General features: G+C 43.1%; 29 protein-coding genes. 16 read left to right on the top strand and 13 right to left on the bottom strand.

Annotated elements, in window-relative coordinates; all coding sequences use genetic code 11:
• Positions 1-67: 67 nt before the first annotated feature.
• Positions 68-988 (bottom strand): Dyp-type peroxidase, encoded by a 921-nt coding sequence (locus B3Q46_RS06685; protein ID WP_286714023.1) that lies wholly within the window; start codon positions 986-988, stop codon positions 68-70.
• A 160-nt stretch (positions 989-1,148) separates the two neighbouring features.
• Between B3Q46_RS06685 and B3Q46_RS06680 the strand changes: the two genes are divergently transcribed.
• Entirely contained in the window at positions 1,149-1,769 is a 621-nt protein-coding gene (locus tag B3Q46_RS06680; RefSeq protein ID WP_104426924.1) for a LysE family transporter, read from the top strand.
• Positions 1,770-1,808: 39 nt separating this feature from the next.
• Here B3Q46_RS06680 and B3Q46_RS06675 read toward each other — a convergent pair whose 3' ends face one another.
• From B3Q46_RS06675 to B3Q46_RS06660, 4 genes are read right to left on the bottom strand one after another with little or no spacing between them, the layout of a single operon-like run.
• Positions 1,809-2,279 carry a DUF523 domain-containing protein gene (locus B3Q46_RS06675; protein WP_286714022.1) on the bottom strand — a complete coding sequence of 157 codons (471 nt, stop codon included), beginning with the start codon at positions 2,277-2,279 and terminating at the stop codon, positions 1,809-1,811.
• A gap of 3 nt (positions 2,280-2,282) precedes the next feature.
• Complete coding sequence (gene znuB, locus B3Q46_RS06670; protein WP_004780694.1) at positions 2,283-3,083, bottom strand: zinc ABC transporter permease subunit ZnuB; 801 nt, start codon at positions 3,081-3,083, stop codon at positions 2,283-2,285.
• A gap of 3 nt (positions 3,084-3,086) precedes the next feature.
• On the bottom strand, positions 3,087-3,869 hold the full coding sequence (gene znuC, locus B3Q46_RS06665) for a zinc ABC transporter ATP-binding protein ZnuC (protein WP_005233382.1): 783 nt from the start codon (positions 3,867-3,869) through the stop codon (positions 3,087-3,089).
• Positions 3,851-4,348 (bottom strand): transcriptional repressor, encoded by a 498-nt coding sequence (locus tag B3Q46_RS06660; RefSeq protein WP_005233384.1) that lies wholly within the window; start codon positions 4,346-4,348, stop codon positions 3,851-3,853. The genes znuC and B3Q46_RS06660 overlap by 19 nt, the downstream gene beginning before the upstream one ends.
• Positions 4,349-4,493: 145 nt before the next feature.
• Between B3Q46_RS06660 and B3Q46_RS06655 the strand changes: the two genes are divergently transcribed.
• From B3Q46_RS06655 to B3Q46_RS06610, 10 genes are all read left to right on the top strand, one after another.
• Entirely contained in the window at positions 4,494-5,333 is an 840-nt protein-coding gene (locus tag B3Q46_RS06655) for a metal ABC transporter solute-binding protein, Zn/Mn family (RefSeq protein WP_286714021.1), read from the top strand.
• 170 nt (positions 5,334-5,503) lie between these two features.
• Positions 5,504-5,902, top strand: a complete 399-nt coding sequence (locus B3Q46_RS06650; protein ID WP_004780700.1) for an ATP synthase subunit I — start codon at positions 5,504-5,506, stop codon at positions 5,900-5,902.
• 104 nt (positions 5,903-6,006) lie between these two features.
• Positions 6,007-6,882, top strand: coding sequence for a F0F1 ATP synthase subunit A (gene atpB, locus B3Q46_RS06645; protein WP_004780701.1), 876 nt, complete (start codon positions 6,007-6,009; stop codon positions 6,880-6,882).
• A gap of 82 nt (positions 6,883-6,964) precedes the next feature.
• Positions 6,965-7,210, top strand: a complete 246-nt coding sequence (atpE, locus tag B3Q46_RS06640) for a F0F1 ATP synthase subunit C (protein ID WP_000424060.1) — start codon at positions 6,965-6,967, stop codon at positions 7,208-7,210.
• A gap of 39 nt (positions 7,211-7,249) precedes the next feature.
• The gene (locus tag B3Q46_RS06635) at positions 7,250-7,720 is read left to right on the top strand and encodes a F0F1 ATP synthase subunit B (protein ID WP_004780703.1); all 471 of its coding nucleotides are present in this window, start codon (positions 7,250-7,252) and stop codon (positions 7,718-7,720) included.
• A 12-nt stretch (positions 7,721-7,732) separates the two neighbouring features.
• On the top strand, positions 7,733-8,269 hold the full coding sequence (locus B3Q46_RS06630; protein WP_004780705.1) for a F0F1 ATP synthase subunit delta: 537 nt from the start codon (positions 7,733-7,735) through the stop codon (positions 8,267-8,269).
• Positions 8,270-8,315: 46 nt separating this feature from the next.
• The gene (atpA, locus tag B3Q46_RS06625; protein ID WP_005233393.1) at positions 8,316-9,860 is read left to right on the top strand and encodes a F0F1 ATP synthase subunit alpha; all 1,545 of its coding nucleotides are present in this window, start codon (positions 8,316-8,318) and stop codon (positions 9,858-9,860) included.
• Between the two features lie 88 nt (positions 9,861-9,948).
• Positions 9,949-10,818, top strand: a complete 870-nt coding sequence (gene atpG, locus B3Q46_RS06620; protein ID WP_004780708.1) for a F0F1 ATP synthase subunit gamma — start codon at positions 9,949-9,951, stop codon at positions 10,816-10,818.
• A 30-nt stretch (positions 10,819-10,848) separates the two neighbouring features.
• Positions 10,849-12,243 (top strand): F0F1 ATP synthase subunit beta, encoded by a 1,395-nt coding sequence (gene atpD, locus B3Q46_RS06615; RefSeq protein WP_004780710.1) that lies wholly within the window; start codon positions 10,849-10,851, stop codon positions 12,241-12,243.
• Positions 12,244-12,269: 26 nt separating this feature from the next.
• Positions 12,270-12,689, top strand: a complete 420-nt coding sequence (locus tag B3Q46_RS06610; RefSeq protein ID WP_004780711.1) for a F0F1 ATP synthase subunit epsilon — start codon at positions 12,270-12,272, stop codon at positions 12,687-12,689.
• Positions 12,690-12,860: 171 nt separating this feature from the next.
• On the opposite strand, the gene B3Q46_RS06605 is transcribed toward B3Q46_RS06610, so the two are convergent.
• Positions 12,861-13,376 carry a hypothetical protein gene (locus B3Q46_RS06605; RefSeq protein WP_286714020.1) on the bottom strand — a complete coding sequence of 172 codons (516 nt, stop codon included), beginning with the start codon at positions 13,374-13,376 and terminating at the stop codon, positions 12,861-12,863.
• A gap of 405 nt (positions 13,377-13,781) precedes the next feature.
• On the opposite strand from B3Q46_RS06605, the gene B3Q46_RS06600 reads away from it, so the two are divergent.
• Positions 13,782-15,158 (top strand): NAD-dependent succinate-semialdehyde dehydrogenase, encoded by a 1,377-nt coding sequence (locus B3Q46_RS06600; RefSeq protein WP_286714019.1) that lies wholly within the window; start codon positions 13,782-13,784, stop codon positions 15,156-15,158.
• A 68-nt stretch (positions 15,159-15,226) separates the two neighbouring features.
• Here B3Q46_RS06600 and B3Q46_RS06595 read toward each other — a convergent pair whose 3' ends face one another.
• The 4 genes from B3Q46_RS06595 to B3Q46_RS06580 form a co-directional block, all read right to left on the bottom strand.
• Positions 15,227-15,832: a primosomal replication protein PriC gene (locus B3Q46_RS06595; protein WP_286714018.1), complete on the bottom strand. Its 606-nt coding sequence runs from the start codon at positions 15,830-15,832 to the stop codon at positions 15,227-15,229.
• A 164-nt stretch (positions 15,833-15,996) separates the two neighbouring features.
• Positions 15,997-16,374 carry an RcnB family protein gene (locus B3Q46_RS06590; RefSeq protein ID WP_286714017.1) on the bottom strand — a complete coding sequence of 126 codons (378 nt, stop codon included), beginning with the start codon at positions 16,372-16,374 and terminating at the stop codon, positions 15,997-15,999.
• 208 nt (positions 16,375-16,582) lie between these two features.
• Complete coding sequence (locus tag B3Q46_RS06585) at positions 16,583-17,128, bottom strand: glutathione peroxidase (RefSeq protein ID WP_286714016.1); 546 nt, start codon at positions 17,126-17,128, stop codon at positions 16,583-16,585.
• 174 nt (positions 17,129-17,302) lie between these two features.
• Positions 17,303-17,845 carry a glutathione peroxidase gene (locus B3Q46_RS06580; RefSeq protein ID WP_286714015.1) on the bottom strand — a complete coding sequence of 181 codons (543 nt, stop codon included), beginning with the start codon at positions 17,843-17,845 and terminating at the stop codon, positions 17,303-17,305.
• 327 nt (positions 17,846-18,172) lie between these two features.
• Between B3Q46_RS06580 and B3Q46_RS06575 the strand changes: the two genes are divergently transcribed.
• On the top strand, positions 18,173-19,084 hold the full coding sequence (locus tag B3Q46_RS06575; protein ID WP_286714014.1) for a DMT family transporter: 912 nt from the start codon (positions 18,173-18,175) through the stop codon (positions 19,082-19,084).
• A gap of 397 nt (positions 19,085-19,481) precedes the next feature.
• Here the strand turns inward: B3Q46_RS06575 and B3Q46_RS06570 are convergent, their stop codons facing one another.
• Genes B3Q46_RS06570 through B3Q46_RS06560 form a run of 3 tightly spaced genes read right to left on the bottom strand, consistent with a single transcriptional unit; the run spans position 19,482 to position 22,443 of the window.
• Entirely contained in the window at positions 19,482-20,051 is a 570-nt protein-coding gene (locus tag B3Q46_RS06570) for an L-threonylcarbamoyladenylate synthase (RefSeq protein WP_286714013.1), read from the bottom strand.
• Between the two features lie 40 nt (positions 20,052-20,091).
• Positions 20,092-21,231 (bottom strand): DNA-processing protein DprA, encoded by a 1,140-nt coding sequence (gene dprA / locus B3Q46_RS06565; protein WP_286714012.1) that lies wholly within the window; start codon positions 21,229-21,231, stop codon positions 20,092-20,094.
• A gap of 57 nt (positions 21,232-21,288) precedes the next feature.
• A complete protein-coding gene (locus B3Q46_RS06560) occupies positions 21,289-22,443 on the bottom strand; it encodes a LysM peptidoglycan-binding domain-containing protein (protein ID WP_286714011.1) in 1,155 nt (384 codons plus the stop codon).
• A gap of 120 nt (positions 22,444-22,563) precedes the next feature.
• On the opposite strand from B3Q46_RS06560, the gene def reads away from it, so the two are divergent.
• The 3 genes from def (at position 22,564) to B3Q46_RS06545 (ending at position 25,735) form a co-directional block, all read left to right on the top strand.
• Positions 22,564-23,094 (top strand): peptide deformylase, encoded by a 531-nt coding sequence (gene def / locus B3Q46_RS06555; RefSeq protein ID WP_175966347.1) that lies wholly within the window; start codon positions 22,564-22,566, stop codon positions 23,092-23,094.
• 92 nt (positions 23,095-23,186) lie between these two features.
• Positions 23,187-23,597: a DUF2946 family protein gene (locus B3Q46_RS06550; protein ID WP_104426935.1), complete on the top strand. Its 411-nt coding sequence runs from the start codon at positions 23,187-23,189 to the stop codon at positions 23,595-23,597.
• Positions 23,598-23,668: 71 nt separating this feature from the next.
• The gene (locus B3Q46_RS06545; RefSeq protein ID WP_286714010.1) at positions 23,669-25,735 is read left to right on the top strand and encodes a TonB-dependent copper receptor; all 2,067 of its coding nucleotides are present in this window, start codon (positions 23,669-23,671) and stop codon (positions 25,733-25,735) included.
• Positions 25,736-26,085 lie beyond the last annotated feature (350 nt).

Genomic DNA, 26,085 nt, shown 5'->3' with positions numbered 1-26,085 from the left:
ACTTATTTCAGGACGGGACATTTAAAAAACAAAAAAAAGCAGCTAAGGATAGCTGCTTTTTTGTTTTTTATCCTTCCAAAACCTCTTCTAGCAACTCCTCACTTGGTGCAAAGTAATACGCACCATCCATTGGATTCACGAAATGTAGCAAGCGGTCATGGATCCCATCGCCTGATGTACCAAACATACGCACTAACATGGCATCAATGATTTTCAGGTCTTTGGTATAAGCAATGAAGAATAGGCCTTGGTCACCACGACCATCTCCATAAGGCAGAGAGTGACGTAGAATTTCCATTTCCTCGCCTTCCTCATCTTCAACAACAGTACGAGCGATATGCGCATTGGCAGGTTTTACCTCATCCTCGAGCTCAATCGATTCAAGTTTGGTACGACCCATCACTTGTTCTTGAGCATCGACTTTGAGTTTTTTCCATTTATCCAGGTTATGCGCATAACGCTGTGCAAAAATGAATGAACCGTCTTGGAAAATACCAGCATCTTCACCGAGTAAAGCCACTTCAGCTCGATCATCCGGAAATTGTGGATTTTCAGTCCCATCGATGAAACCGGTAATATCACGGCCATCAAAGTAACGGAAGCAAACACGCTCATCTAATACTTCAACCTGATCGCGAATACCTTCGAAGAAAGACTGACTCAAGGCGAAACAGATATCGGCACGCGCACTGGCAATATGAATCAGTACATCAGCGGGAACCACAGGCATATGAAATGAACCTTGAATTGGCTCTAATTGTTTAAAACCAGCAGGTGCCTGTTCATACAGTTTTGACCAGAGCTCAGGACCAAAAGCGACAGCCGTTTTAATTTGCGCATTCGGATGTTGGGTAATCAGGCGATCGCGTGTAGTAAAGAGCTGTTCTAATCGTTCCTTAAAATCTTCAATACTGAGATCTTTCAGACGTAAAACAATAAAGCGAGCATGATCTGAAGGTAATGGCAAAATTACAGATTGGGCTGTCATTCATGGCTCCTGTAATAAATTTTCTGTATCCAATCCTGCTATTGTGCCTGAAGCGCTATAGAGTGAATAGTATGCAGTCTGATGTTTAAGCAATTTTTTTGGCTGAAAATATTGGAAAAGTCATATAATTAGATCCTGAATTTGAATGAGTTAAATCTCCATGTCCTATCAAGTCTGGTTTGCTTATATGTTAGCCTGTTGGGTGATCAGTATTTCCCCAGGCGCGGGTGCTATTGCTTCAATGTCGAGCGGACTGAATTATGGCTTTCGACATGGATACTGGAATGCGCTCGGTTTGCAATTCGCCCTATTGGTTCAAATTGCCATTGTGGCTGCCGGGGCAGGAGTATTGTTCACGACTACACCTTGGGCATTTCTTGCAGTGAAATGGTTTGGGGTTGCCTATTTATTGTATCTGGCCTTTTTGCAGTGGAAAGCACCGGCACAGTCGATTGAAATTAAACATGAACTCGCACGAAAATCAGCTGGGAAACTCGTCATCCACGGTTTTCTGGTCAATATGAGTAATCCCAAGGCAATTGTATTTTTGCTGGCAGTATTGCCGCAATTTCTGGACTTATCTAAACCGCAATGGATTCAATATGTGATTATGGCTGCGACCATGGTGACGATTGATCTGATTGTGATGGCAGGTTATACCGGTCTGGCTGCCAAGGTTTTGCGCCTTCTGAAATCGCCAAAACAGCAGAAAGTCATGAATCGAACTTTTGCCAGCTTGTTCGCTGGAGCTGCGTTTTTATTGAGTTTGGTGCATCAGTAGGGAAACCTCTCCTTAAAGGAGAGGGAATTCAACGATCTCTTAAAGAATCATCTGTAAAAATTCATCTTCAGTCATGACCTCAATATCATGCTGTTTAAATAATGCGGCCGTCACGCCATCACCCTGAATTTTATTTCCAGTAAATGAACCATCATAAATCAGCTTGCTGCCGCAAGATGGACTATTGGCTTTTAAGACAGCATGGGTGACTTGAAATTTCTGTGCTAGCTCCAAGGCAGCATAAGCTCCCTGTGTAAAAGCAGTAGATACATCCTGTCCTTGAATATCTGTTACTTGAGCTAAACTTTTAAGAACTTCTAATCCTGTCCCGCCTTGAATCTCTGCTGCGGGTCGGGGTATAGGCAAACCACCACTGACTTCAGGGCAAATCGTGACATATTGATCCAGCAATAAATAATCGACCAACTCTTTTACCAGACAGTCGCGGCCATCATATCGAACCTTGTGTCCAAGCAAGCAGGCACTGATCAGGTAAAATTTGCCTGCCATGTCTTAAGCCAGTTTTTTAAACTTCTGCAGGATAAAAATAGCAGCAAACAGCACTGACATGGTCAGCACAATGGTCAGACCTGTTGACGTATTCAGACCTGCACTTGACCAGAGCCCGACTGTCACACCAATTTGTGCAATCACAAAAGCCCAGATCACCATTTGACGAGGAGAATTTGCCAGTAGGCGAGCCGTCAAAGCTGGAATCACCAGCAATGCACCCATCAAAAGAGAACCGACCGCACGTAATGCTAATACAGTAAACAATGCCAATAAGAGCATAAAGATCAGACGTTGCAGTTTTGCATTCACCCCTTCACTGATCGCCATATCAGGATCAATTGCAATTTGGATTTGTGCCTGCCAGCTTTTATATAGAACGGCCAATGCCAAGATAATCACGACGGCAAAAGTAGGAAGATCTGTCCATGAAATGGTGAGTAGATCACCAAACAAATAGCTAAGCAGTTCCGGTCTTAAATTCGGTAAATGCTGAATGAATAACAGCCCTGAACAGAGCAGGGTGGCGGAGCAGAGTGCAAGCAGCGCATCATTTGGCAAGCGTGGGTCATACAGTACCCAAAGTACAGCGACCAATAAGACTGCAATAAAGCTGACACCCATCCAGAGTGGCAGGCTCATCGCACCAGCAATCGCAACACCGAGCAAAGTGCCATGTGCCATCGTATCTGCAAAGAAAGACATACGACGCCACAGCATCAGACAGCCGAGTGGTGCTGTCAGGAATACCAAGAGTGTCCCCATAATCCATGCAGGTAATAGGAGAGATAACCAATCCATCATGGCTTAAGCTTCCGGCTCGGGGTGAATGTGGGGGCGTGAATCGTGCTGGCATGGTGTGGCTGAATCACCATGCGCACAATGGTCATGATGATGCTGGTAGAACACCCGGTTGGTACCAAAAATGGCTTGATATTCTGGATGCTGCTGTACGCTTTCTGGCAGGCCGCTACAGCAGATATGTTTATTCAGGCATACCACACGATGCGTACCTTGCATCACCCATTGCAGGTCATGTGATACCATTAAAATGGCACAGCCATATTTTTCCGGCAGGCTACGCACATATTCATACAGTTCAGCTTCGGATTGAATATCCAGTCCTTGCATCGGTTCATCCAGTACCAGAATATCTGGCTGACGTAATAAGGCACGTGCTAGCAGAACACGTTGACGTTCACCGCCGGAAAGCTGTTGTACTTTAGAATTTTCCAGTTTGGCAATACCGGTATCACGGATAATTTCAGCTTTAATAGCTGAAGGGCATTTTTCTAACGCCAACAGATCTTTGACACGTAGCGGTAAACTATGTGAAGGATTGAATTTCTGTGGCACATAAGAGAATTTCAGCTTGCGCGCCGTTTTGATTTCACCGGATTTCGGTTTGACGATCCCAAGCATGACCTTTATTAAGGTCGACTTACCGGCACCATTCGGACCAATCAGCGTAACAATCTCTTTCTCCTGCAAAGAGAAATCAATGGCCTTTAAAATGTCACGATCATCAATATTGACCCAGATCTTGGAAAGCTGGATCAAGGGTGATGCATTCAAGCTTTGTTGCGACACTGCTGACAGATTCCTGAAATTTCGATAATGCTGTGGTGTGCACTAAAATCGTCTGAAGCCGCCAAGGCATCCAGTTGTTCTAATAAACCTTGTGCAGATGCTTCTTTAACCGCTTTACATTCAGTACAAATCAAGAATGCTGCCTGATGGCCTTCACGCGGATGGCAGCAGGGAATATAGGCATTAATAGAGGTCAAGCGGTGAATAAAGCCTTTTTCTAATAGAAAGTCGAGTGTACGGTACACTGTGGGTGGGGCAGCAGGACGGTCGCTGGCATTTTTCATTTGTGCCAGCAGATCATACGCACCCATTGGGCCGCTTGCATTCAGAATCAGTTCCAATACCTCTTTGCGTAAAGGAGTGAGGCGTGCGCCACTTGCCGCACAAAGACTCTCTGCTTCGGCCAGACGTTGCGCGACATTTGGATGGTCGTGTACGCCGTGCAATGCATTGTGGTGTTCGTGCGAACATGAACCCATAGTTCACCTCAGGTGCGAAACTGAAAATTAAAAGATTTCAAATCTTAACATGAAGCGCCCAGAGTTTCGATTGGGCATAGGTATTTTTGTAATTTTGTTATATTATAACACTATCAAATTTGTCTTTATATAGCGATTTCTCTTCATGTTCCGTTTCCTTGCCCTGTGTAGCCTGGCTTTTTTCAGTACCCTTAGCTGGTCGCAAAGTCTGGTGGTTTCAACGCAGCCGATTTATCTGATTGCCAAGACCATTACTCAAGGCGTGGAACAGCCGACTTTATTATTGGCCAATCAAAGCGGTCATGATGTCAGCCTGACCCCGGCACACCGGAAAACGATTCAGGATGCTGGTCTGGTGATCTGGTTAGGGCAGGCACATGAAGCACCGTTGGCAAAAGTGTTGAACAATAACAATAAAAGTATCGCGATTTTAGATTCGGGTATTCTGACCACTTTGCCAATGCGTAATCCACGTGGGCAAGCCTTAAAAGATACTGTCGATACTCATGTTTGGCTCGATCCTAACAATGCAGTACGTATCGGTTTCTTTATTGCAGCCCTACGTTCTCAGCAACTGCCTGAGCATCGGGAGGCCTATTGGAAAAATGCGCGTGACTTTGCCCAAACCATGTTTTTGACTGCACAGCGTTATAGTTCTACAAGTAAAGCTAAACCTTATTGGTCCTATCATGATGCCTATCAATATCTGGAACGCCCATTGAACCTGAAGTTCATGGGGGCTTTGACGGATGATCCACATGTGTCACCAACCGTGGCGCAGATCAAGTATCTGCAAGACAGTCGTGTGCAGAGCAAAATGTGTCTGCTGGCAGAAGCACATGCTGGTGAAAATCAGTACCGTAAACTGAAACCGATTGTATTCCAGAGTGTCGATGAAAGCATGAGTGGGGCAGGGGACTTTATCCAGGCCTGGCAGAAATTGGCCGAGCAAACCCGTAAATGTGTGTTAAATGCCCATCAATGATTTAAAAATAATCAAGTTTTGATTAGTTTGCCAGCATTTGATCTGTTGAAAAAAACACGACTAAGGTCGGGAAAAGATTGCATGTTCAGGGGTGTAACTCTATAATGCCTGCGATTAAAAATAATCATCAGCTAAACTTGTCAAGCGTGCTTGCTGTGAGTGAATAAATAATGAGCCGAACTAGTCGCTTGATTGACCGACGATTAGCGAAAGCTTTAGTCCTCTTACAAGCATTAATGATTCCTGTTTCAGCCTTAATTGGCTGGGTCGTGAAAGACTCAACCTTAGCCTTGAGTGCCGCTTTGGGGGCGTTCGTCTGCTGGCTTGCGAGTTGTTATTTTTCATGGCAATCATTTCGAGCGGCAGGAGCCCGGGCATCTAAGCAGGTTCTTTCGAACATGTATAAAGGCCTGATGGGCAAGTTTGCAATTGTGATTGTTGGTTTCATTTTAATTTTAAGCAATGTCAAGCCGTTATCCCCGGTTGCGTTGTTTTGTGGTTTTATGCTCGTTCAAGCCATGTCGTGGGTCGCTCCTTTTTGGGTGTCACGTCTACAAAAACGAGTTTAAACACAACAAAAAATTGAAAAGTTTTTTTAGGAGCAGGCGAGATATCAAGCAGCACGCGATATTCGTTTGTTCTATAGTTTTTTGACATTGACCAGGTGTGATTTATGGCTGCTGAAGAACATGCCCTTACTTCGACCGAGTATATCAAGCATCACTTGACCAATATGACCTATGGCAAAATGCCAGACGGTACATGGAAATTGGCCGAGAATGGTGCTGAAGCTCAACAGATGGGGTTCACTGCTATTCACTTGGATTCAATGGGTTGGTCAATCGGCCTCGGTATCATTTTCTGCTTGTTATTCTGGCTCGTAGCGAAAGCTGCAAACTCTGGTGTTCCTACCAAGTTCCAGTCTGCAATCGAAATGATTATCGAGTTTGTTGACTCAAGTGTACGCGATACCTTCCATGGTAAATCGCGTTTGATCGCTCCACTAGCGCTAACCATCTTCGTGTGGATTTTCCTCATGAACTTGATGGACCTTATCCCGGTTGACTGGATTCCTTATGTCGCTCAACACGTGATTGGTGGCCTGTTTGGTATTGATCCACACCACGTATACTTCAAGATCGTTCCATCTACTGACCCTAACATTACCCTTGGTATGTCATTGTCTGTATTTGCACTTATCTTGTTCTACAGCATCCGTGAAAAAGGTGTTGGCGGCTTCGTTGGTGAACTAGCACTTAACCCATTTAACCCAAGTAACCCAGTTGCAAAAGCGATTCTTATTCCAGTGAACTTGATTCTGGAATTAGTAACCTTCCTTGCACGTCCAGTTTCATTGGCTCTACGACTATTCGGTAACATGTATGCGGGTGAGTTAATCTTCATTCTTATCGCGTTATTACCGTTCTGGATCCAGTGGGCGTTATCTGTGCCTTGGGCGATCTTCCACATTCTTGTTATTACGCTACAAGCATTCATTTTCATGATGCTGACTATCGTATACTTGAGCATGGCAAGCGAAAAGCATTAATGGTATTGCCTAACTGTCACGGGATGGTTGGGCACAATTTTTTAACTTAATTTGGTATAAACCTAACCTCTGAGGAATTATCATGGAACTCACTTTAGGTCTAGTTGCAATTGCATCTGCTATCTTGATCGCTTTCGGTGCTTTAGGTACTGCGATTGGTTTTGGTCTTCTAGGCGGCCGTTTCCTTGAAGCTGTAGCTCGTCAACCAGAATTGGCTCCACAACTTCAAACTCGTATGTTCTTAATCGCGGGTCTTCTTGATGCTGTGCCTATGATCGGTGTTGGTATTGGCTTGTTCTTCATCTTCGCTAATCCATTTGTAGGTTAATCAGCTTAATTCCGAAATTCACTATTTGAGGAATTTGCAATGAATATCAACCTCACATTGTTTGGCCAAGCGATTGCGTTTGCGATTTTCGTCGCATTCTGCATGAAGTTTGTATGGCCACCACTAATCAATGCGATTAGTGAACGTCAGCGTAAAATCGCTGATGGCTTAAATGCTGCTGAAAAAGCGAAGGCTGACCTTGCAGATGCGCAAGCACAAGTGAAAGCTGAACTGGACGCGGCAAAAGCACAAGCGGCTCAATTGATCGAACAAGCGAACCGTCGTGCAGCGCAATTGGTCGAAGAAGCTCGTACTCAAGCGTCAGCTGAAGGTGAGCGTATTCGTCAACAAGCTAAAGAAGCTGTTGATACTGAAATCAATGCTGCTCGCGAAGAATTACGTCAACAAGTGGCTGCTCTTGCAGTTGCTGGTGCTGAGAAAATTCTTAGCCAGCAAGTTGACGCAGAAGCTCACAATGCCATGCTGACTCAGCTGGCTGCTAAACTTTAAGAGAGGCGGATTATGGCTGAACTCTTGACGTTGGCACGCCCTTACGCTAAAGCAGCATTTGCTTACGCTTCTGAGCAAGGTACAGCTGACTCTTGGTCAACTGCACTTGAATTGCTCAGTGCTGCGGTGCAAGACGAAGCATTTTCAGCTTATCTAAATCGCCCTGAGTTGACACCTGCTGAGCAGGTGGCACTTTTTGCTAAAGTTTTAGGCGAAGACCAAACGCCTGCAGTGTCAAACTTTTTGACTATGCTTGCTGAAAATGCACGTTTGGCTTTGCTTCCTGAAATCGCTGCAGAATATGAACAGCTCAAATCACAGAATAACAATACTGTGGATGTTGTAATTGAATCAGCATTCCCATTGACTTCTGTACAGGAACAACTTCTTACTCATGCGTTAGAGAAAAAATTCAATGCAGCAGTAAATGTTTCTGTAGAAGTTAACCCGGCGTTAATCGCGGGTGTGGTTATTCGTGCAGGCGACCAAGTGATAGATGATTCTGCGCTTAATAAGCTTGAAAAAATGCGTACTCGTCTTCTAGCTTAATTGCATATAAGAAGACTGAACTTTAAAAAGATTGAGGTATAGCGCAATGCAACAACTGAATCCATCCGAGATCAGTGCGCTCATTAAACAGCGTATCGGCGATCTGGACACCAGCGCGACCGCTAAAAACGAAGGTACCATTGTTATGGTATCCGACGGTATTGTGCGCATTCACGGCCTTGCTGATGCAATGTACGGTGAAATGATCGAATTCGACGGCGGCTTATACGGTATGGCACTGAACCTAGAACAGGATTCAGTGGGCGTCGTTGTTTTAGGTAACTACTTAAGCCTTCAAGAAGGTCAAAAAGCTCGTTGTACAGGTCGTGTATTAGAAGTTCCGGTTGGCCCTGAACTTCTTGGCCGTGTCGTAGACGCTTTGGGTAACCCGATTGATGGTAAAGGCCCTATTGATGCAAAACTGACTGATGCTGTTGAAAAAGTAGCACCAGGCGTAATTTGGCGTCAATCAGTGGATCAACCTGTACAAACTGGTTATAAATCAGTAGATACAATGATCCCAGTAGGCCGTGGTCAACGTGAGTTGATCATTGGTGACCGTCAGACTGGTAAAACAGCTATGGCGATCGACGCGATCATCGCTCAGAAAAACTCTGGCATTAAATGTATCTACGTTGCAGTTGGTCAAAAACAATCAACTATCGCAAACGTAGTACGTAAGCTAGAAGAAACTGGCGCTATGGCGTATACAACTGTTGTAGCAGCTGCTGCAGCCGATCCAGCAGCAATGCTGTTCTTGGCTCCATACTCTGGCTGTACAATGGGTGAATACTTCCGTGACCGCGGTGAAGACGCGCTTATCATCTATGATGACTTGTCTAAACAAGCTGTTGCTTACCGTCAAATTTCATTGCTTCTTCGTCGTCCACCAGGTCGTGAAGCTTATCCAGGTGACGTGTTCTATCTACATTCACGTCTACTTGAACGTGCTTCTCGTGTATCTGCTGACTACGTTGAGAAATTCACTAACGGTGAAGTTAAAGGCCAAACTGGTTCATTAACTGCATTGCCGATTATTGAAACTCAAGCAGGTGACGTATCTGCATTCGTACCAACCAACGTAATTTCGATTACTGATGGTCAGATCTTCCTAGAAACATCATTGTTCAACGCGGGTATTCGTCCTGCTGTGAACGCGGGTATCTCTGTATCTCGTGTTGGTGGTTCTGCGCAGACTAAAGTCATTAAGAAATTGTCTGGTGGTATCCGTACTGCACTTGCACAGTACCGTGAATTGGCAGCGTTTGCTCAGTTCGCTTCTGACCTTGACGAAGCAACTCGTAAACAGCTTGAACACGGTCAACGCGTAACTGAGTTGATGAAGCAAAAACAATATGCTCCATACTCAATCGCTGACCAAGCTGTATCAGTTTATGCATCTAACGAAGGCTACATGGCTGACGTAGAAGTTAAGAAAATCGTAGACTTTGATGCTGCGTTAATTGCTTACTTCCGTTCAGAACACGCTGCATTAATGCAAAAAATTGACGAGACTGGTGCTTGGGATAAAGATATCGAAGCTGAATTCAAAGCTGGTATTGAAAAATTCAAAGCGACTCAAACTTACTAATTTAGCAACTTGCTAGATTGGTGTTGGTTTGGTTCACGGAATCAACCTTCGAGGGCTCGTAAGGGCCTTCGAATACTAGGTTAAGCGTATGGCAAATTTAAAAGAAATTCGCGCCAAAGTAGCTAGTATCAAAAGCACGCAGAAAATTACTCGCGCGATGCAGATGGTAGCAGCTTCTAAGATGCGTCGTGCGCAAGAGCGCATGGCTCAAGGCCGTCCGTATGCCGAAAATATGCACCGTGTAATTGCTCATTTGGTACAAGCGAATCCTGAATATAAACACCGTTATATGGTTGAACGTCCTGTTAAGCGCGTTGGCTATATCATTGTGTCTTCAGATCGTGGCCTTGCTGGTGGTTTGAACATTAACCTGTTCAAGAAAGTGGTAAAACACGTTCAGCAGCAACAAGAGCAGTCAATTGAAGTTCAATTTGCTTTGATTGGTCAAAAAGCGGTTTCGTTTTTTAAAAACTACGGCGGTAAAGTGCTTGGTGCGACCACTCAAGTGGGCGACACTCCAAGTCTTGAACAGTTATCTGGTTCTGTACAGGTGATGTTAGACGCTTATGATAAAGGCGAATTAGATCGTATTTATCTGGTTTCTAACGGCTTTGTCAACGCCATGACTCAAAACCAAAAGATCGAACAGCTTGTTCCTTTGGCAGCTGCTGAAGAAGACAAGACGCTTAACCGTCAATACGGTTGGGACTACATCTACGAGCCTGAAGCTGAAGAGCTTTTAAATGGCTTGTTGGTTCGTTACATCGAGTCTGTGGTGTATCAAGGTGTGATCGAAAACATCGCGTGTGAGCAGTCTGCTCGTATGGTTGCAATGAAAGCTGCAACTGATAACGCGGGTGAGTTGATCAAGAACCTGCAACTTATTTATAACAAGCTGCGTCAAGCCGCGATTACTCAGGAAATTTCTGAGATCGTTGGTGGTGCCGCTGCCGTTTAACATATATTAGTTTGAATTGAGGAGACAGCAATGAGTAGCGGTCGTATCATTCAGATCATCGGCGCGGTTATCGACGTCGAGTTTGAACGTAACAGCGTTCCTAAGATCTATGACGCTCTCCAAGTTGACGGTACTGAAACTACTTTAGAAGTTCAGCAACAACTTGGTGATGGCGTAGTTCGTACTATTGCAATGGGTTCTACTGAAGGCCTTAAGCGTGGTTTGAACGTAACTAACACTAACGCTCCGATCTCTGTACCAGTAGGTACAGCGACTCTTGGCCGTATCATGGACGTTCTTGGTCGCCCTATCGACGAAGCTGGTCCTGTTGCGACTGAAGAGCGTTTACCAATTCACCGTCAAGCGCCTTCTTATGCAGAACAAGCGGCTTCTACTGACCTTCTAGAAACTGGTATTAAAGTCATCGACTTACTTTGCCCGTTCGCGAAAGGTGGTAAAGTTGGTCTGTTCGGTGGTGCCGGTGTTGGTAAAACTGTAAACATGATGGAGTTGATCAACAACATCGCTAAAGCTCACTCAGGTTTATCTGTGTTTGCTGGTGTTGGTGAGCGTACCCGTGAAGGTAATGACTTCTATCACGAGATGAAAGACTCTAACGTTCTAGACAAAGTAGCAATGGTCTACGGTCAGATGAACGAGCCACCAGGTAACCGTTTACGCGTAGCGTTGACTGGTCTGACTATGGCTGAGTACTTCCGTGATCAAAAAGACGAAAACGGTAAAGGCCGTGACGTACTATTGTTCGTCGACAACATCTATCGTTATACACTAGCGGGTACTGAAGTATCAGCACTTCTAGGCCGTATGCCATCTGCAGTAGGTTACCAACCGACTCTTGCAGAAGAGATGGGTGTTCTTCAAGAACGTATTACATCGACTAAGTCTGGTTCTATTACGTCAATCCAAGCGGTATACGTACCTGCCGATGACTTAACAGATCCATCGCCTGCAACTACGTTCGCTCACTTGGACGCAACTGTTGTATTGAGCCGTGACATCGCTTCACAAGGTATTTACCCTGCGATCGATCCACTTGACTCTACTTCACGTCAGCTAGATCCACTTGTAGTTGGTACTGAGCATTACGAAATCGCTCGTTCAGTTCAAAACGTTCTTCAACGTTATAAAGAATTGAAAGACATTATCGCAATTCTTGGTATGGACGAATTGTCAGAAGAAGACAAACTTACTGTATACCGTGCACGTAAGATCCAACGTTTCTTCTCTCAACCGTTCCACGTAGCTGAAGTGTTTACTGGTGCTCCTGGTAAACTTGTACCGCTTAAAGAAACGATTCGTGGCTTTAAAGGTCTTCTAGCTGGTGAATACGATCACATCCCAGAACAAGCGTTCTACATGGTTGGTGGTATTGACGAAGTGATTGCTAAAGCTGAGAAACTTTAATTAGTTCCCTAATTTAGGAGATTCTCATGGCGACTATGCAATGTGACGTTGTAAGTGTTCAAGAGTCTTTGTACTCAGGCACTGTAACTATGCTAATTGCTAAAGGTGCTGGCGGTGAGTTAGGTATTATGCCTGGTCATGCTCCGCTGGTAACTTTGCTCCAACCTGGCGCGATCCGCGTTATTTTGGAAAACGGTACAGAAGAATTAATCTATGTATCTGGTGGTGTTCTAGAAGTTCAACCGCATGTTGTTACGGTTCTTGCTGATACAGCAGTCCGTGCAGAAAACTTGGATGAAGCGGCAATTATTGAAGCGCGTAAACACGCTGAACAATTGCTAGCAAATCAAAAGAGCGATTTGGACTCTGCTGCTGCTTTGGCTGCTCTTGCAGAAACTGCTGCTCAGTTGGAAACGATCCGCAAAATCAAAAACCGTGCAATGTAATTGCTAGTTTAAGATTGAAAAAACCACCCGAAAGGGTGGTTTTTTTATGGGTTTAATTTTTTCTATGTTTATGTTGATAAATATTCTCATAGAAAAAGATTAAGTCTTTTGATCTGCCATAATTATTGCCAGTACCGAATGTTGCAACAACATATAAAAAACCAAATCTTTCTAATTCAGATGCTGAAAAATTACATTCTTCATTTTTAAGGTGATAATTTTTATTGGTTTTATTTTTTCAAAGGCTACATATGCCTTTTCTAAGCCTTCTAATAAAAAAGAAGTGAAGTGAGGAATAATATGAGCATATCTGAGAAAATTTGCTCTATTAATTTCCTTTACATCATATAAAAGAGCAAGTCGAGCAAGCATTTTGGATTGATGCACTAAATAAGTTTTATCTAATGCATTGAGTAGCTGACTACCTATTTCTAAGTTATTTTGATCCTTGAAGATTTTTAGTAATGTGCCTGATGCCAAACTTTCGCCTTCTTTTATAAATTCTAGGATATCTTTCAGTTTTTGCTTTTCGTTATAATTCCTAAAAGCTTGATAAATTGTTAAACCTGATGATGCTACTGGAAAAGCTTTTACAATTTCTTGAAAAATAGTATCGGTCGTTTCTAAAACTGCATTATCAAAATAGTTTTCTGCTGTTTGAATGATAGTAGATATTATTTGATTCATGATTAATTTTCTTTTATCCGCTATATAGATAATGTACTACACACCTGAAAATTTGAAATTTATATTATTTAGGCATCGCCTTAGAACAGCTGATTTGGATTGTTTGTTTTAACTAGGAATTTTTGGAAGTATGAATGTTGAAAGTATCAGTTTTAGTATTTCTGGTTCTTAAATAACTTTCACTTTGTACCACTCGATATAACTTTTACCTGCGCTGCGTAATCTTTTGAACCAATCTGTAAGCAAAGTCATAGTCAGAAAAAAACAATGCTAAGTTGATATGGCGTCTTTAAGCTTTCCAGATTTATTCAGTAAAAAGCTTCACGGTTCTACTACCTCTGTCACGACGCGAATCACGTTGTTATCCATTTATAAAAATTGAATTGGCCAAGCAGGGATCTAATTATGAGTTATCAATCCATTAACCCCTTTAATAACCAGAAATTAAAAGATTATCCGTCACATACTGATCAAGATATCCAGAATGCTTTGGATACCGCAGAAAAAATCCTGAAGTCGGATTGGATTCAACAAGTAGATACCCGGATTGAGGTACTTCGTAAACTGGCAAACAATATGCGGGAACGTAAGTCAGAACTGGCTAAAATCATGACGCTGGATATGGGTAAGCTGATCAAGCAGAGTGAAGGTGAAATTGAAACCTGCGCCAAAATTGCAGAATACTATGCTGATCATGCCAAAGAGTTTTTAGCGCCAGTTTCTTATGAAACGGAACTGGGAGAAGCTTGGGTAGAACATCATCCCTTAGGCATTATTATGGCGGTAGAACCCTGGAACTTTCCATTCTATCAATTGATGCGTGTCTTTGCGCCAAACTGCGCGATTGGCAACCCTGTGGTAGCCAAGCATGCCAGCATCGTTCCGCAATGTGCTGAAGCCTTTGAACGGTTGATTCTGGATGCAGGCGCACCGAAAGGTGTGTGGACTAATCTGTTTATCAGTAGTGATCAGGTCGCAGATATTATCGCAGATCCACGTGTACAAGGCGTTGCTCTTACGGGATCAGAAGGTGCAGGGCGTGCAGTAGCGGGGCAGGCCGGTAAATATGTCACCAAATCCACATTAGAATTGGGCGGTAATGATGTATTCATTGTGCTGGATGATGCTGATCTGGAAAAAGCGATCAAAATTGGCTGTCAGGCACGCGTTAATAACACGGGGCAAGTTTGTACAGCAGCTAAACGTTTTATCCTGCATGAGAAAATTGCAGAACAATTTAAAGCGGGCATGCTCGAGGTCTTTGAAGGCTTAAAAATTGGTGATCCATTGGATTCTGAAACTACTCTTGGCCCACTGTCTTCGGCAGATGCGTTGGAAAAACTGACCAAGCAGGTGGATAAAGCTGTAGAGAATGGCGCGAAAGTTTTGACTGGTGGTAAGCCTTATGAACATCAAGGTAATTTCTATCAGCCAACTATTCTGGAAAATATCAGCCGTGATAATCCGGCTTGGTATGAAGAATTCTTTGGCCCGGTCGCTCAAATTTATGTGGCAAAAGATGAAGATGAAATTGTATCGATTGCCAATGATTCCAATTATGGTCTCGGAGGCGTGATTCATTCACAAAATATTGAGCGGGCGAAAAAGCTGGCTTCACGTGTAGAAACCGGCATGATCTGGATCAACTGGTATACCGATACTGCCCCAGAGCTGCCATTTGGCGGGATTAAAAACTCGGGTTATGGTCATGAACTTTCAAGCGATGGTTTCAAAGAATTTGTGCAGAAACGTCTGGTTGTCGTAAAAAGCCCAAAAAAATAATATTTAATTTTTAAAATAAAGAAGCCACTTAAACAGTGGCTTCTTTTTGAACGAGATATAATCGTAAATCAGGTGTTTTCTGTTTCAGCTTCTGATGAAGCGTCTTTATCTGGGTTTTGAATCAGCATGCCTGCCAGTTTAAGCATTTCAGCTTGCACACTGACCATCTGGCTTTCAATTTTCTTTAAATCAACCTGGCTAAAATCGACTTGGCCATTCAGTAAAGGAGAAGCCAGAACCTGTTGATTGGCACTCATGATATTGCTACGTACCTGATCAATTTCCTGACTTTTTAAATTCAGTTCACTTAAGGCTTGATTAAAGCCTGTCAACTGTTGTTGTAACTTGCCTGCTGTAGCTTGCAGTTGCTGGGTATCTTTAGTATCTACCGCAGTTTGCAGATCAGTTTGGGTCTGTTTTAACTGTTCAACATAACTGCCCGCCTTGAATTGCAGATCGGCCACATCACGCACCATATAAAACATATTGCCAGACTTCAGCTCTGTTTGCGCAGTCGTCGTGCGATCACTTTGCTGTGCAGGTTCAAGATCAGTAGAAAGAGTACTTTGTTCTTGCTCGACCGGTGCTTCGGTCGCCTGTTCACAGCCCATTAATAAAATGCCTGAGCTAAATAATGCAAAAGGAAGAAGAGCATTTACAAGAATCTTGGACATGAAATCGTGGTCTCGGTGCAGGTGGTTCTAAGATATGACTATAAGAATAAAATGTGGAGATAAAAAAGATTGTTGCAAAGTCATAACAAATATTTTGAATACAAATGATTAAGACATTAAAAAAGAGTGCCGAAGCACTCTTTTTTCACCGAGGAGGATAAAACTTATCCTGCACTAATTTTGATAATGTTATGGCTCATCACATTGGTCAGGATATAGTCACCATTTACTTTGATCCATTGCTGGTTTTTACCAGGTTTGCTGAGTCTTTTGTATTTGCTGTGGTCTACCTTGTACACTTTGCTCTGGAACTGAGCCGGTACTTTTTGACCTACACGCCAATCGTGTGAAGGATCTACTTTCTTATGTACCTGTTTATGCTGTTGAGCGTGTGCAGGGGATTTATGCTGTGCATGCTGCTGAACATGCGTTTTTTGTGGCTGATGATGTTGCGAGTGATGCTCTGGAGCTGCAGCAAAAGCTGAAGTCGCCACAAGTGCACTAGATAATGAAAATATGACTGCTTTTACTAAGTTTTTCATGCTTTGAACCTATCGTTATCTCTCTTGGGATAACTGCATATTAGGCTCAACTCATTGATAAATATGGAATGAAGTGTTGTAGAAAAATAAAAATTAAGCGTAAATCATGGAGATTTTAGAGCTACGTAAATATGGTTTTAAGTATTTGATTTTAATATAAAGAATAAGTATCTATTCTTGAAATAGATACTTACATTACTGTTACAAATTATTTAGCCAATTCTGTATTAATCGCATCTCGCAAGCGAGCATCATCTGCCGGAATATTGGGTGCAAAACGCGCGACCACTTCACCTTGCTTGTTGACCAGGAATTTTTCAAAGTTCCATAGCACTTCTGGTAATTCATTTGGCGTATTGCCAAAACTTTTCAGGCGCTCTGCAAAATCTTCGCCGCCTGTACGTTGCGGCTGAGCTTGGGTCAGATAATAGTAAAGAGGATGCTGATCTTCACCCACGACAGAGATCTTGGAGAATAGCGGGAAATCTACATTATAGTTCAAACTGCAGAACTGCTGGATTTCCTCATCTGTGCCCGGTTCCTGACCTTTAAAGTTATTCGCAGGAAAAGCCAGAATTTCCAGTCCTTCGGTTTTTTTCTCATTATAAAGTTTTTGCAGTCCTTCATATTGTGGGGTTAAACCACATTTCGATGCGACATTCACAATCAGCAGAACTTTGTCCTGATAATCGGACAAAGTCGTATTTTCTCCAGTGACGGTTTTTACCGGAATCTCATAAATGGACTGACTCATATTATTTCGCTCGAGTTGTTATGGAAATAGACTCATGTTTTATCGGGTCTTGGCGGTTTCAGTAAACATAAATTTTAGATAAGTTTGTGAAAAAAATATGAAATTCAATGTTCATGTCTATGAACTAGGTCGGCTAAACTGGTCATCAGTTGCAACCGACCTATTTAAAAAGACTTATTTAGCAAGCTCAGCATTGATTGCATCCAGCAGGCGTGAATCATCTGCCGTGATATCCGGTGCAAAACGTGCAACGACTTCACCCTGTTTGTTTACCAGGAACTTTTCAAAGTTCCAGAGGACTTCAGGTGGTTCATTTGGAGTCAGGCCATAGTCGACCAGATCTTTCCACCACGGACCTTCACCGATACGTTCTGGCACAGCTTGAGTCAAAGTAGTATACAAAGGATGTTTAGCTTCACCCACGACCGGAATTTTAGCAAACAGCGGGAAATCCACCTGATAGTTCAGGGAACAGAATTCCTGAATTTCCTTTTCACTTCCAGGTTCCTGTTCCAGAAAATCATTGGAAGGGAAGCCTAGAATTTCCAGCCCTTGTTCTTTTTTCTGCTGATAGAGTTTTTGCAGACCTTCATATTGTGGGGTCAGGCCGCATTTAGAGGCTACGTTTACAATCAGTACCACCTTGCCCTGATACAGGTTCAGCGTGGTTTCTTCACACTGAATGGTCGCAACCGGAATGTCATATACAGATGCCATGTGTTTATCCTAAAGTGATTTATTATCGTTCTCTGTTGTAACGGGCTTTGCCCAATCCCGCAAGACCCATTACTGCGGCTTTTGACAGATTTTTGTATAGCGCTGTGTCAACGCAGCATATTTTAAGCAGGTACTGGATTGAAGCAGGGCTGAATGATGGGACGATCTTGAACAGAACAACATTTCGCAGCAGTACACTGCCCCAAAACGCTTAAATTGGACTAGAATGAGGGCGCAAGGAAAGTTTAAAAATAAAGTGAAAAGGCATTCATTCAGAGCAGGAAGCAGAGTCTGCTTCAGGTCTATCGACTCAACAAGGAACAGAATATGACACAGCAAGAAAAAATGCTGTCTTGGGCCATTCTTTTACCGGTCAGTGCGGTACTGATCTGGTCACTGAATATTGTCGTGACCCGCTATGTGACGGACTTTATTTCGCCGGTGAGCATCAGTTTTTATCGCTGGTTTTTTGCCTTTCTGATTCTGACCCCGTTTATTCTGCCGCGAGTGATTCGTGAACGTGCCCTGATCGTCCCGCATCTGAAACAGCTGGCAGTGCTGAGTGCATTTGGTCTGGTGCTGTATCAGGGCCTGGCGTATACCGCCGCACATTACACCACCGCCACCAATATGGGCATTATTAATGCCTTTATTCCAATTTTCACCATTTTTGTGTCGATGCTGATTCTGCGCGATATCCCGAATCGCTATGCGATTATTGGCAGTCTGTTGTCCTTTGCCGGGCTGATCTATGTGATGGGGCAGGGTAATCCGTGGGGGCTGTTGCATGCTGGCGGCCAGTGGGGTGATCTGCTGATGATTATTGCCGTATTTTTCTATGCCTTTTACGGGGTCTTTCTGAAAAAATGGCAGCTGCAGATTCCGCTCATGCTGAGCCTGTATGTGCAGATTCTATTTGCATTGCTGTATCACCTGCCGTTTGTGGCGTGGTTGGGTCTAGATGTCATTAATCTGGCCAATGCTGGCAGCGTCATCTACGCCAGTATTTTCCCGTCACTGATTGCACCTTTGCTGTGGATGATGGCGATTCAGCGTCTGGGGCCGAACCGTACCAGTATCTTTATGAACCTGATGCCGGTGTTTACTGCTTTAATTGCCTTGGTCTGGTTAAAAGAGGCCTGGACCATTTATCACAGTATTGGTGGGGCGATTATTCTGTTCGGCATTGTACTGGCCCAGAAAAAAACCATGGCGCCGGTGCTGCTAAAAGCCAAATAATTGCCTAAAAAACGAACAAACAAACTTAGTTTTTTTGCTTGAATGATCTCGTAAATAAAGACAAATAGACTTTAGTCGAGGATGGGAGGTTTTAGGTTCTTCAAAAAGCACTTTAAAAAGAGCAAGATAATTTGAATTTTTTTAAAATAATGATTGATTAATCATAGGTTTAAGCTGCTTTTTAAGAGCTAAAATATATTTGTTTTTTTTAAACTGTTCGCCCATAATACGCTCCATCGCAGATCAGCAACTGTTGCTGAAATGTCCAGAGATTTCGATACCCTCTGGATGTGATTGATACACATCCTTTTTTATGCTCAACCATCCCTATATGGTTGAGCTTTTTTTTGTCTTAAAACTTTAGTCGACTTGAAAAGAAAAATGACTGAGCAAAGGCTCAGTCACGAATAATTTCACCTGTTACGGCATCAATAATCCGGCTTGGTTTCTGGCTCAGTCCCAGATCACCATTCAGATAATTCAGATCCTGACCAAAATAACGCATGGCATCTTGCAGGGAACGTGCAGGTTCTAAGCCGGCAGGATTGGCACTGGTTGAAACAATAAAACCGCCAAAAGCCTGACACAAGGCTACACAAAGAGGATGAGTGGTCACGCGCACTGCCACTTTAGGGTGTTTGCCTTTAATCCAGCCTGGAATATCGTCATTGGCAGGGAGTAGCCAGGTGGTCGCCCTGTCTGTAGGTCGATCATTACTCCAGGACTCAATTACTTTTTCACGCATTTCTTTACTTAGATCCTGAAGTAAATGTTCCACTTGTGAAATATGAGCTGCAAGTAAAATCACGCCTTTTTCAATCGGGCGCTGTTTTAAGGTTAAAATCTGGTGAAATGCCTGTTCATTATAGGGGTCGCAACCTAAACCCCAAACAGCCTCTGTAGGGTATGCCAAGACCTGTCCAGTTTTGAGACATTCAGCTGCTTCGGCAACAGAGGTGGTGATCATGTGTATACCTTATCAAAACAAGAAGTGTCTATTGTGAACCTTATTTATGCGGACGACAACGTAGATACATGCCGGCTTGCTGGGTGCAAAAGCCAAGTAGCTCCAGTTCCATCAATTGACCGGTGAGAGAAGCAACATCCTGTTGCAGATGATGACTGAGATGATCCAAGTCCTGTCCGACCCAGTCCAGCTGGTTATAAAGTCTGAGCAAATGGGGCGGTATGTGTGCAGGAAGTTCATCCGCCATGTCATGTTGTACTTCATTTTGTAAGGCTTGCCATTGGGTCGCCAGTGCCAGTTCTTCAATCACCTGTTGCGGGTGATCAATCAGAATCGCGCCTTCACGAATCAGCTGATGGCAACCTTTATGATATTCACTATAAATATGTCCCGGAATGGCAAATACAGTCTTGCCTTGTTCGGCAGCCAGTTTGGCCGTAATCAGAGAGCCGCTTTTTAAGGTCGCTTCAGCCACAATGACCCCGAGACTTAAGCCACTGACAATCCTGTTACGCCGTGGAAAGTGATGCTGCAACGGTGGGGTTTCTGGTAGAAACTCGGTAATGACGGCACCACCATGCGCAATAATCTCCTGGCGCAATTGTGCATGTTGAGAAGGATAGGTCTGATCCAGTCCAGTTCCCATCACCGCAATGGTTCCCTGATGTTTTAATCCTGCCCGATGTGCTGCTTCATCTATACCTTGTGCTAATCCACTATTAATATAGAAACCCTGTTCACTCAAATAAAAGGAAAAATCATAAGCTACTTGCCGGCCATGAGGACTCGGCTTGCGACTTCCCACAACTGCAATTTGGGCTTGTAGCAGGGTATCCGGCTGACCTTGGCCAAAAATAATCGGTGGTTTGTCTACATAGTGGCTGAGTTGCTGTGGATAGTGCAGATCATGGTAGAGTAGAACAAAATCACTATCTCGCTGAACTTTTTCCAGACAGCGCTGAAATTTCTGTTGTGATTCTGGAAGCGAGAAGTCTTTTAAGCGTTGGACATGATTGGCATGAATGCCAAGCGCCTGCCAGGTAGGCACCTGATCAGGCTGTATGGCTGTGGTCAGACTTGAATAATGCTGACTGATTTTATAGAAGCTCGAAAGAGAATGCTGAACCAGATACCATAACGTCAGTGTTTCCAGTTGCACGCGTGATAAAGAGTTCAGCATATCGAGACCTATACGTGTGTCTTCTTATTCTTTCAGTTGTAAAGTTAGATCAATCTATTATTCATCTAGCAATGGCGCTTGAATATTGGCACCCACCTTGATAGGTAACTCACTTTCCAGCACATAAGCATAGCTCAGCTGGTCAAAAGTTTTAAAGACCATCACATTGCCAATGCGCTCACCTGGAAGCTGTACGCGCTCTTTGGTTTTCGGATCAGTCACGACTTCACCTTTCTGGTTTACGCTAAAGACATGACCAGTCTGAACCCCATGTGCCGTACCACGGTCAATTGTCACGACACTATGACGTGCTGCTGTACCAATTGAACCCAGTACACGCACAATCTGACCACCAGCAACCGTATTTTCTGCATTCACTGGATAGAACAGGGTAGGCAACATCGGATCGTATTCAGGTAATACACGGTCACCACGACGCACTTCGGCATTGTAGCTATCTGTCAATTCCAGCGTGGTGACATCACCTTCGCCACGTACTGCGATTCCGGAAGCAACCTGTTGCAGCTCTAGAGCAGCCGTATATTTCTTGCCATTGGCATCGGTAAAGACATAAGGGTCTGCCTCACGATACACCGCATAACGCTGGCCAACCACCAAACCATTGCCGCGTGCATAGACCTTCTGGCCTTTACCGGCCAGTACGCGCTGGTCTGCAGTGCCGAGAATGTAAGGCGTACCCTGAACTGAATCAGCTGCCACTATGGTATAGCGTTCCAACCATTGCTGGATGTGCGCCAATGGAATCACTGGAATTGTGTTATTTAAAGATTCAACACGAACCTGTGGTTGTAACGAAGTACTACCGATATAACGACTGATGATACCTTCACAGCCATCACCTTCGTCTTTACCAATAATTGGACGACCTTGATAGTCACACATCAACAGGCGATCACCTGGAAAAATCCAATGTGGATTTTTCACGTGCTTGTTACTGGCCCAGATTTCTGGCCAACGCACCGGATTTTTTAAGAAACGTTTTGAAATATCCCACAATGTATCGCCTTTTTTGACCACGTAGACATTAGGCGCACTGGCTTTTAAAGCAGGTGGATTAACGTTGCGGGCAGGAGCTGCCTCGGCTGAATACATTGTCCCCATACTCATTCCGACACAAACTGCCAGTGCGAGCATTTGATTTTTTAACCCCAAGGCACTAAAAAATGGCATGCCCTTCAAAACCTTTTTCATTATCATAATTCCTAAAATTATGTGCGTAATTGCGTTATAATAACGATCTTACACACATTTTTTTGATGAAGCATTCCCTTCATTTGGTTTTTTGATCAATGGCATAATTGAGGACGCAGTATGGCCTTATTACCTATTTTAAGTTTCCCGGATCCCCGTCTTCGTACCATTGCACAACCAGTCGAAGAAGTTACTGATGAAATTCGTCAGCTCGCTGCAGATATGTTTGAAACCATGTATGAAGCGCCAGGCATCGGACTCGCCGCGACCCAAGTCGATCGTCATATTCAGCTGATTGTGATGGACCTGTCTGAAAACAAAGATCAACCCATGGTGTTCATTAACCCCAAAATCACACCATTGACTGAAGAAACACAGCCTTATGAAGAGGGCTGTCTATCAGTTCCTCAAATATACGATAAAGTTAAGCGTCCGTCACGCGTAAAAATTGAGGCAATTGGTCTGGATGGTCAACCCTTTGAACAAGAGGCTGATGGACTTCTCGCTGTGTGCATCCAACATGAAATGGATCACTTAAATGGTAAACTTTTTGTGGATTATCTGTCGCCATTAAAACGTCAGCGTGCCCGTGAAAAAGTAGAAAAACTGGTTCGCCAGCGCAATAAGGAAAAAGTTGCAGTTAAACGCTAAAATTATTTTCCCAAGCAATTTTTATGATTCAACAAGCCCAATTTTGATTGGGTTTTGTTATACTCAGCCTAGATAAATTTAAGGGTTTGCCTATGGTTCTGCGGGGAGGTCTGCTACTTTCCTTTCTAGCGGTATTTCTACAGATTGCTGTATTCTTACAGCCTTTGCTGCCGAAGCAATATCAGGTTGCTCCGGTCTGTGAAACCATCACGCGTGCCCTTTTAGTTTCCTCGCATGTTCATTCTGAACATCCTGCTCATCATCTTGATCAGCATCCTATTTCCTCGGACTCCATAGCGCATGAACACGATGCCAGTCATCAGTGTCAGTACTGTACTGTCTATGGCAACCTGGTTTTGCCGCCTGAGCTTGAAGTGAAAGAAGTCCTGGATCGAATTCAGGTCAGACTATTGGCTTTTGAACAAGCCTTTAAGCATGTCTGGTTTATCCTTCAGCGACTCTTTTTAATCCCGCAGGGACGGGCACCGCCACTGTTTGCATAAATCCACGTTGTTTTGCCTGGGTCTTTACTGACTTAGGCCGTGTTCAATTTATGTATTCAGTGAGATAGAAAATGGCTCAGCCTAAATTTTCTTTACAGCCCCTTGCGGCTGCGATTTGTGTTGCTTGTTATTCTTCGATGGTGCTGGCAAATGAAGCCATGCCAGTACAAACCATGGCACCGATTGTGGTGACTTCAACTGCCGGTAATGATGCTAATGGTCTGATTGTCCGTGCTGATCCGAAACAGCCGATTCAGCCAGTGCCGGCAACCGATGGTGCAGATTATCTGCAAAGTATTGTAGGTTTTAGTTCGGTCAATAGCGGAGCAGGTACCAATGGCGATGTGACCTTTCGTGGCATGTTCGGTTCACGCATTAAAATCCTGACTGATGGCACAGAAAATCTAGGTGCCTGCCCAAGCCGGATGGATTCACCAACCTCTTATATTTCGCCAGAAAGCTATGACCGTATTTCGGTGATTAAAGGACCACAAACGGTTCAATATGCCAATACAGGTTCTGCTGCAACAGTTATTTTTGAACGTAATCCTGAAAGCTTTACAGAAGATAAAAATTACCGTGGACAAGCTAGTGTACTTATGGGCTCTTATGGTCGTTTAGATCATAATGTTGAAGCAGCATTAGGGGATGATAAAAAATACATTCGTTTAAATGCGAGCCGATCTGTATCGGATAGTTATAAGGATGGTGATAACAATAAAGTTCCATCAGATTGGGAAAGATGGAATACCGATATTGCATTAGGTTGGACACCTGATGAAAACACATGGATTGAGTTAACAGGCGGAAAAGCTGATGGCGAAGCTGTTTATGCAGGGCGTGGCATGGATGGTTCACAGTTTGCACGAGAAAGCTTAGGTTTGCGTGTTGAGAAGAAAAATATTACAGATGTAATTAAGAAAATTGAAGCGCAAGTGAACTATAATTTTAATGACCATATTATGGATAATTATAGTTTGAGAAAAGTACCTCAGACACACGATGACAACCATCAAATGGTGGATAATCCAATGTCTATGCAGGTAACACGCCGTACACTCAATACTCGTTTAGCTATGACAAGTGAATGGGATAAAACTCAACTTATTACGGGGTTTGATTCTCAACACAATAAACATGCTGGTGGTATGAAGTCGAATAGCATGGATATGCCATTAAAAGTTGATATGGAGTTTCAGTCTTATGGTGCTTTTGGTGAATTAACTTATCAATTGGAAGGAAACAATCGTGTTGTATCAGGTGCGCGTATTGATCGTGTTGAAATTGATGCTTTAAAAACTCAACACAGCCGTACAGAACTTTTGTCAAGTGCATTTATCCGTTTTGAAAATACTCACCCTAACCATGATGATGGTAAAAGTTATATCGGTTTAGGTTACGTAGAACGTGTGCCAGATTATTGGGAATTGTTTAAAACCGATTACAAAGGTGTAACGGCAAATACTTTCAAAAAATTAGAAACAGAGAAAACATTACAGCTTGATTTAGGCTATCAGCATGAACACGGTGCATTTAATTCTTGGGTGTCAGCTTATACAGGCTTAATTAACGATTATATTTTGATGGTATATCCACAAACACAATCAAGTGGGCATGGGCATTCAATGCATATGAGTGCTAAGCAAAATACTGTCGATTCAAGAAATGTTGATGCCATTATTGCTGGTGCGGAAGCAGGTATTGGTTATAACTTTACAGATGCTATTCAAGCAGATGTTAGTGCAATGTACGCTTGGGGTGAGAATACAACTGACAATACGCCGCTACCCCAAATCTCTCCATTAGAAGCACGAGTTAACTTGCGCTATATTCAAGACAAATACAATGTTGGGTTATTGTGGCGTGTAGTGGATGGTCAAAACCGTATTAGTAAGAATGAAGGTAATATTGTTGGATACGATCTACAGCCAAGCGCAGGTTTTAGCACATTATCGCTAAATGGAACCTATAATTTAGCAGAAGACATCGATTTATCAGTGGGTATTGATAATGTGTTAGATAAAACCTATACGGAGCATTTGAATAAGATGGGAAATGCAGGTGTCGGTCTGGCGGCCAATGAACAATTCAATAATATGGGACGAAATTATTGGGCAAGAATCAGTATGAAGTTCTAATCTGATTAGATTCAGTACAAAAAGCAGGACAAAAGTTCTGCTTTTTGCTTTTTTAATTTAATAAAATTAATAATAATCAAATATTTAATTATTTTGACAATTTCTAAATAAAATAATGAATATTTTTATTAAAATATTTTTTATATATAAAACAGTTATTTATAAATATTGTGGTTTATAAAATAAACACACGTTTCAAATGTTTTAAAAAAGGTGTTGCAAGGCATCTGAAATGCTGTAGAATGCACATCCATCGGCGGTGATGAAGATTAAAACTTCTGATAAAACAGTAACTTAGCATGAAATAGTTAAGTTGGGTTTTAGAAAGGGAGTTTAAAAATAATTTTCAT

Source organism: Acinetobacter sp. UBA2581 (assembly GCF_002339435.1).
Taxonomy (GTDB): domain Bacteria; phylum Pseudomonadota; class Gammaproteobacteria; order Pseudomonadales; family Moraxellaceae; genus Acinetobacter; species Acinetobacter variabilis.
Note: the sequence above shows the minus strand (reverse complement) of the source record. Positions and strands in the feature narration are given on the sequence as shown.

Coding starts and splice junctions, on each gene's coding strand:
- atpE (WP_000424060.1), top strand. CDS start 6,965: ATGGAACTCACTTTAGGTCTAGTTGCAATTGCATCTGCTATCTTGATC.
- B3Q46_RS06610 (WP_004780711.1), top strand. CDS start 12,270: ATGGCGACTATGCAATGTGACGTTGTAAGTGTTCAAGAGTCTTTGTAC.
- B3Q46_RS06660 (WP_005233384.1), bottom strand. CDS start 4,348: ATGGGTTCATGTTCGCACGAACACCACAATGCATTGCACGGCGTACAC.
- def (WP_175966347.1), top strand. CDS start 22,564: ATGGCCTTATTACCTATTTTAAGTTTCCCGGATCCCCGTCTTCGTACC.
- B3Q46_RS06655 (WP_286714021.1), top strand. CDS start 4,494: ATGTTCCGTTTCCTTGCCCTGTGTAGCCTGGCTTTTTTCAGTACCCTT.
- B3Q46_RS06560 (WP_286714011.1), bottom strand. CDS start 22,443: ATGAAAAAGGTTTTGAAGGGCATGCCATTTTTTAGTGCCTTGGGGTTA.
- B3Q46_RS06595 (WP_286714018.1), bottom strand. CDS start 15,832: ATGTCCAAGATTCTTGTAAATGCTCTTCTTCCTTTTGCATTATTTAGC.
- B3Q46_RS06680 (WP_104426924.1), top strand. CDS start 1,149: ATGTCCTATCAAGTCTGGTTTGCTTATATGTTAGCCTGTTGGGTGATC.
- B3Q46_RS06685 (WP_286714023.1), bottom strand. CDS start 988: ATGACAGCCCAATCTGTAATTTTGCCATTACCTTCAGATCATGCTCGC.
- B3Q46_RS06575 (WP_286714014.1), top strand. CDS start 18,173: ATGACACAGCAAGAAAAAATGCTGTCTTGGGCCATTCTTTTACCGGTC.
- B3Q46_RS06550 (WP_104426935.1), top strand. CDS start 23,187: ATGGTTCTGCGGGGAGGTCTGCTACTTTCCTTTCTAGCGGTATTTCTA.
- atpB (WP_004780701.1), top strand. CDS start 6,007: ATGGCTGCTGAAGAACATGCCCTTACTTCGACCGAGTATATCAAGCAT.
- B3Q46_RS06650 (WP_004780700.1), top strand. CDS start 5,504: ATGAGCCGAACTAGTCGCTTGATTGACCGACGATTAGCGAAAGCTTTA.
- B3Q46_RS06600 (WP_286714019.1), top strand. CDS start 13,782: ATGAGTTATCAATCCATTAACCCCTTTAATAACCAGAAATTAAAAGAT.
- B3Q46_RS06635 (WP_004780703.1), top strand. CDS start 7,250: ATGAATATCAACCTCACATTGTTTGGCCAAGCGATTGCGTTTGCGATT.
- B3Q46_RS06585 (WP_286714016.1), bottom strand. CDS start 17,128: ATGAGTCAGTCCATTTATGAGATTCCGGTAAAAACCGTCACTGGAGAA.
- B3Q46_RS06630 (WP_004780705.1), top strand. CDS start 7,733: ATGGCTGAACTCTTGACGTTGGCACGCCCTTACGCTAAAGCAGCATTT.
- B3Q46_RS06605 (WP_286714020.1), bottom strand. CDS start 13,376: ATGAATCAAATAATATCTACTATCATTCAAACAGCAGAAAACTATTTT.
- B3Q46_RS06590 (WP_286714017.1), bottom strand. CDS start 16,374: ATGAAAAACTTAGTAAAAGCAGTCATATTTTCATTATCTAGTGCACTT.
- atpA (WP_005233393.1), top strand. CDS start 8,316: ATGCAACAACTGAATCCATCCGAGATCAGTGCGCTCATTAAACAGCGT.
- B3Q46_RS06545 (WP_286714010.1), top strand. CDS start 23,669: ATGGCTCAGCCTAAATTTTCTTTACAGCCCCTTGCGGCTGCGATTTGT.
- B3Q46_RS06570 (WP_286714013.1), bottom strand. CDS start 20,051: ATGATCACCACCTCTGTTGCCGAAGCAGCTGAATGTCTCAAAACTGGA.
- atpG (WP_004780708.1), top strand. CDS start 9,949: ATGGCAAATTTAAAAGAAATTCGCGCCAAAGTAGCTAGTATCAAAAGC.
- atpD (WP_004780710.1), top strand. CDS start 10,849: ATGAGTAGCGGTCGTATCATTCAGATCATCGGCGCGGTTATCGACGTC.
- B3Q46_RS06675 (WP_286714022.1), bottom strand. CDS start 2,279: ATGGCAGGCAAATTTTACCTGATCAGTGCCTGCTTGCTTGGACACAAG.
- B3Q46_RS06580 (WP_286714015.1), bottom strand. CDS start 17,845: ATGGCATCTGTATATGACATTCCGGTTGCGACCATTCAGTGTGAAGAA.
- znuB (WP_004780694.1), bottom strand. CDS start 3,083: ATGATGGATTGGTTATCTCTCCTATTACCTGCATGGATTATGGGGACA.
- dprA (WP_286714012.1), bottom strand. CDS start 21,231: ATGCTGAACTCTTTATCACGCGTGCAACTGGAAACACTGACGTTATGG.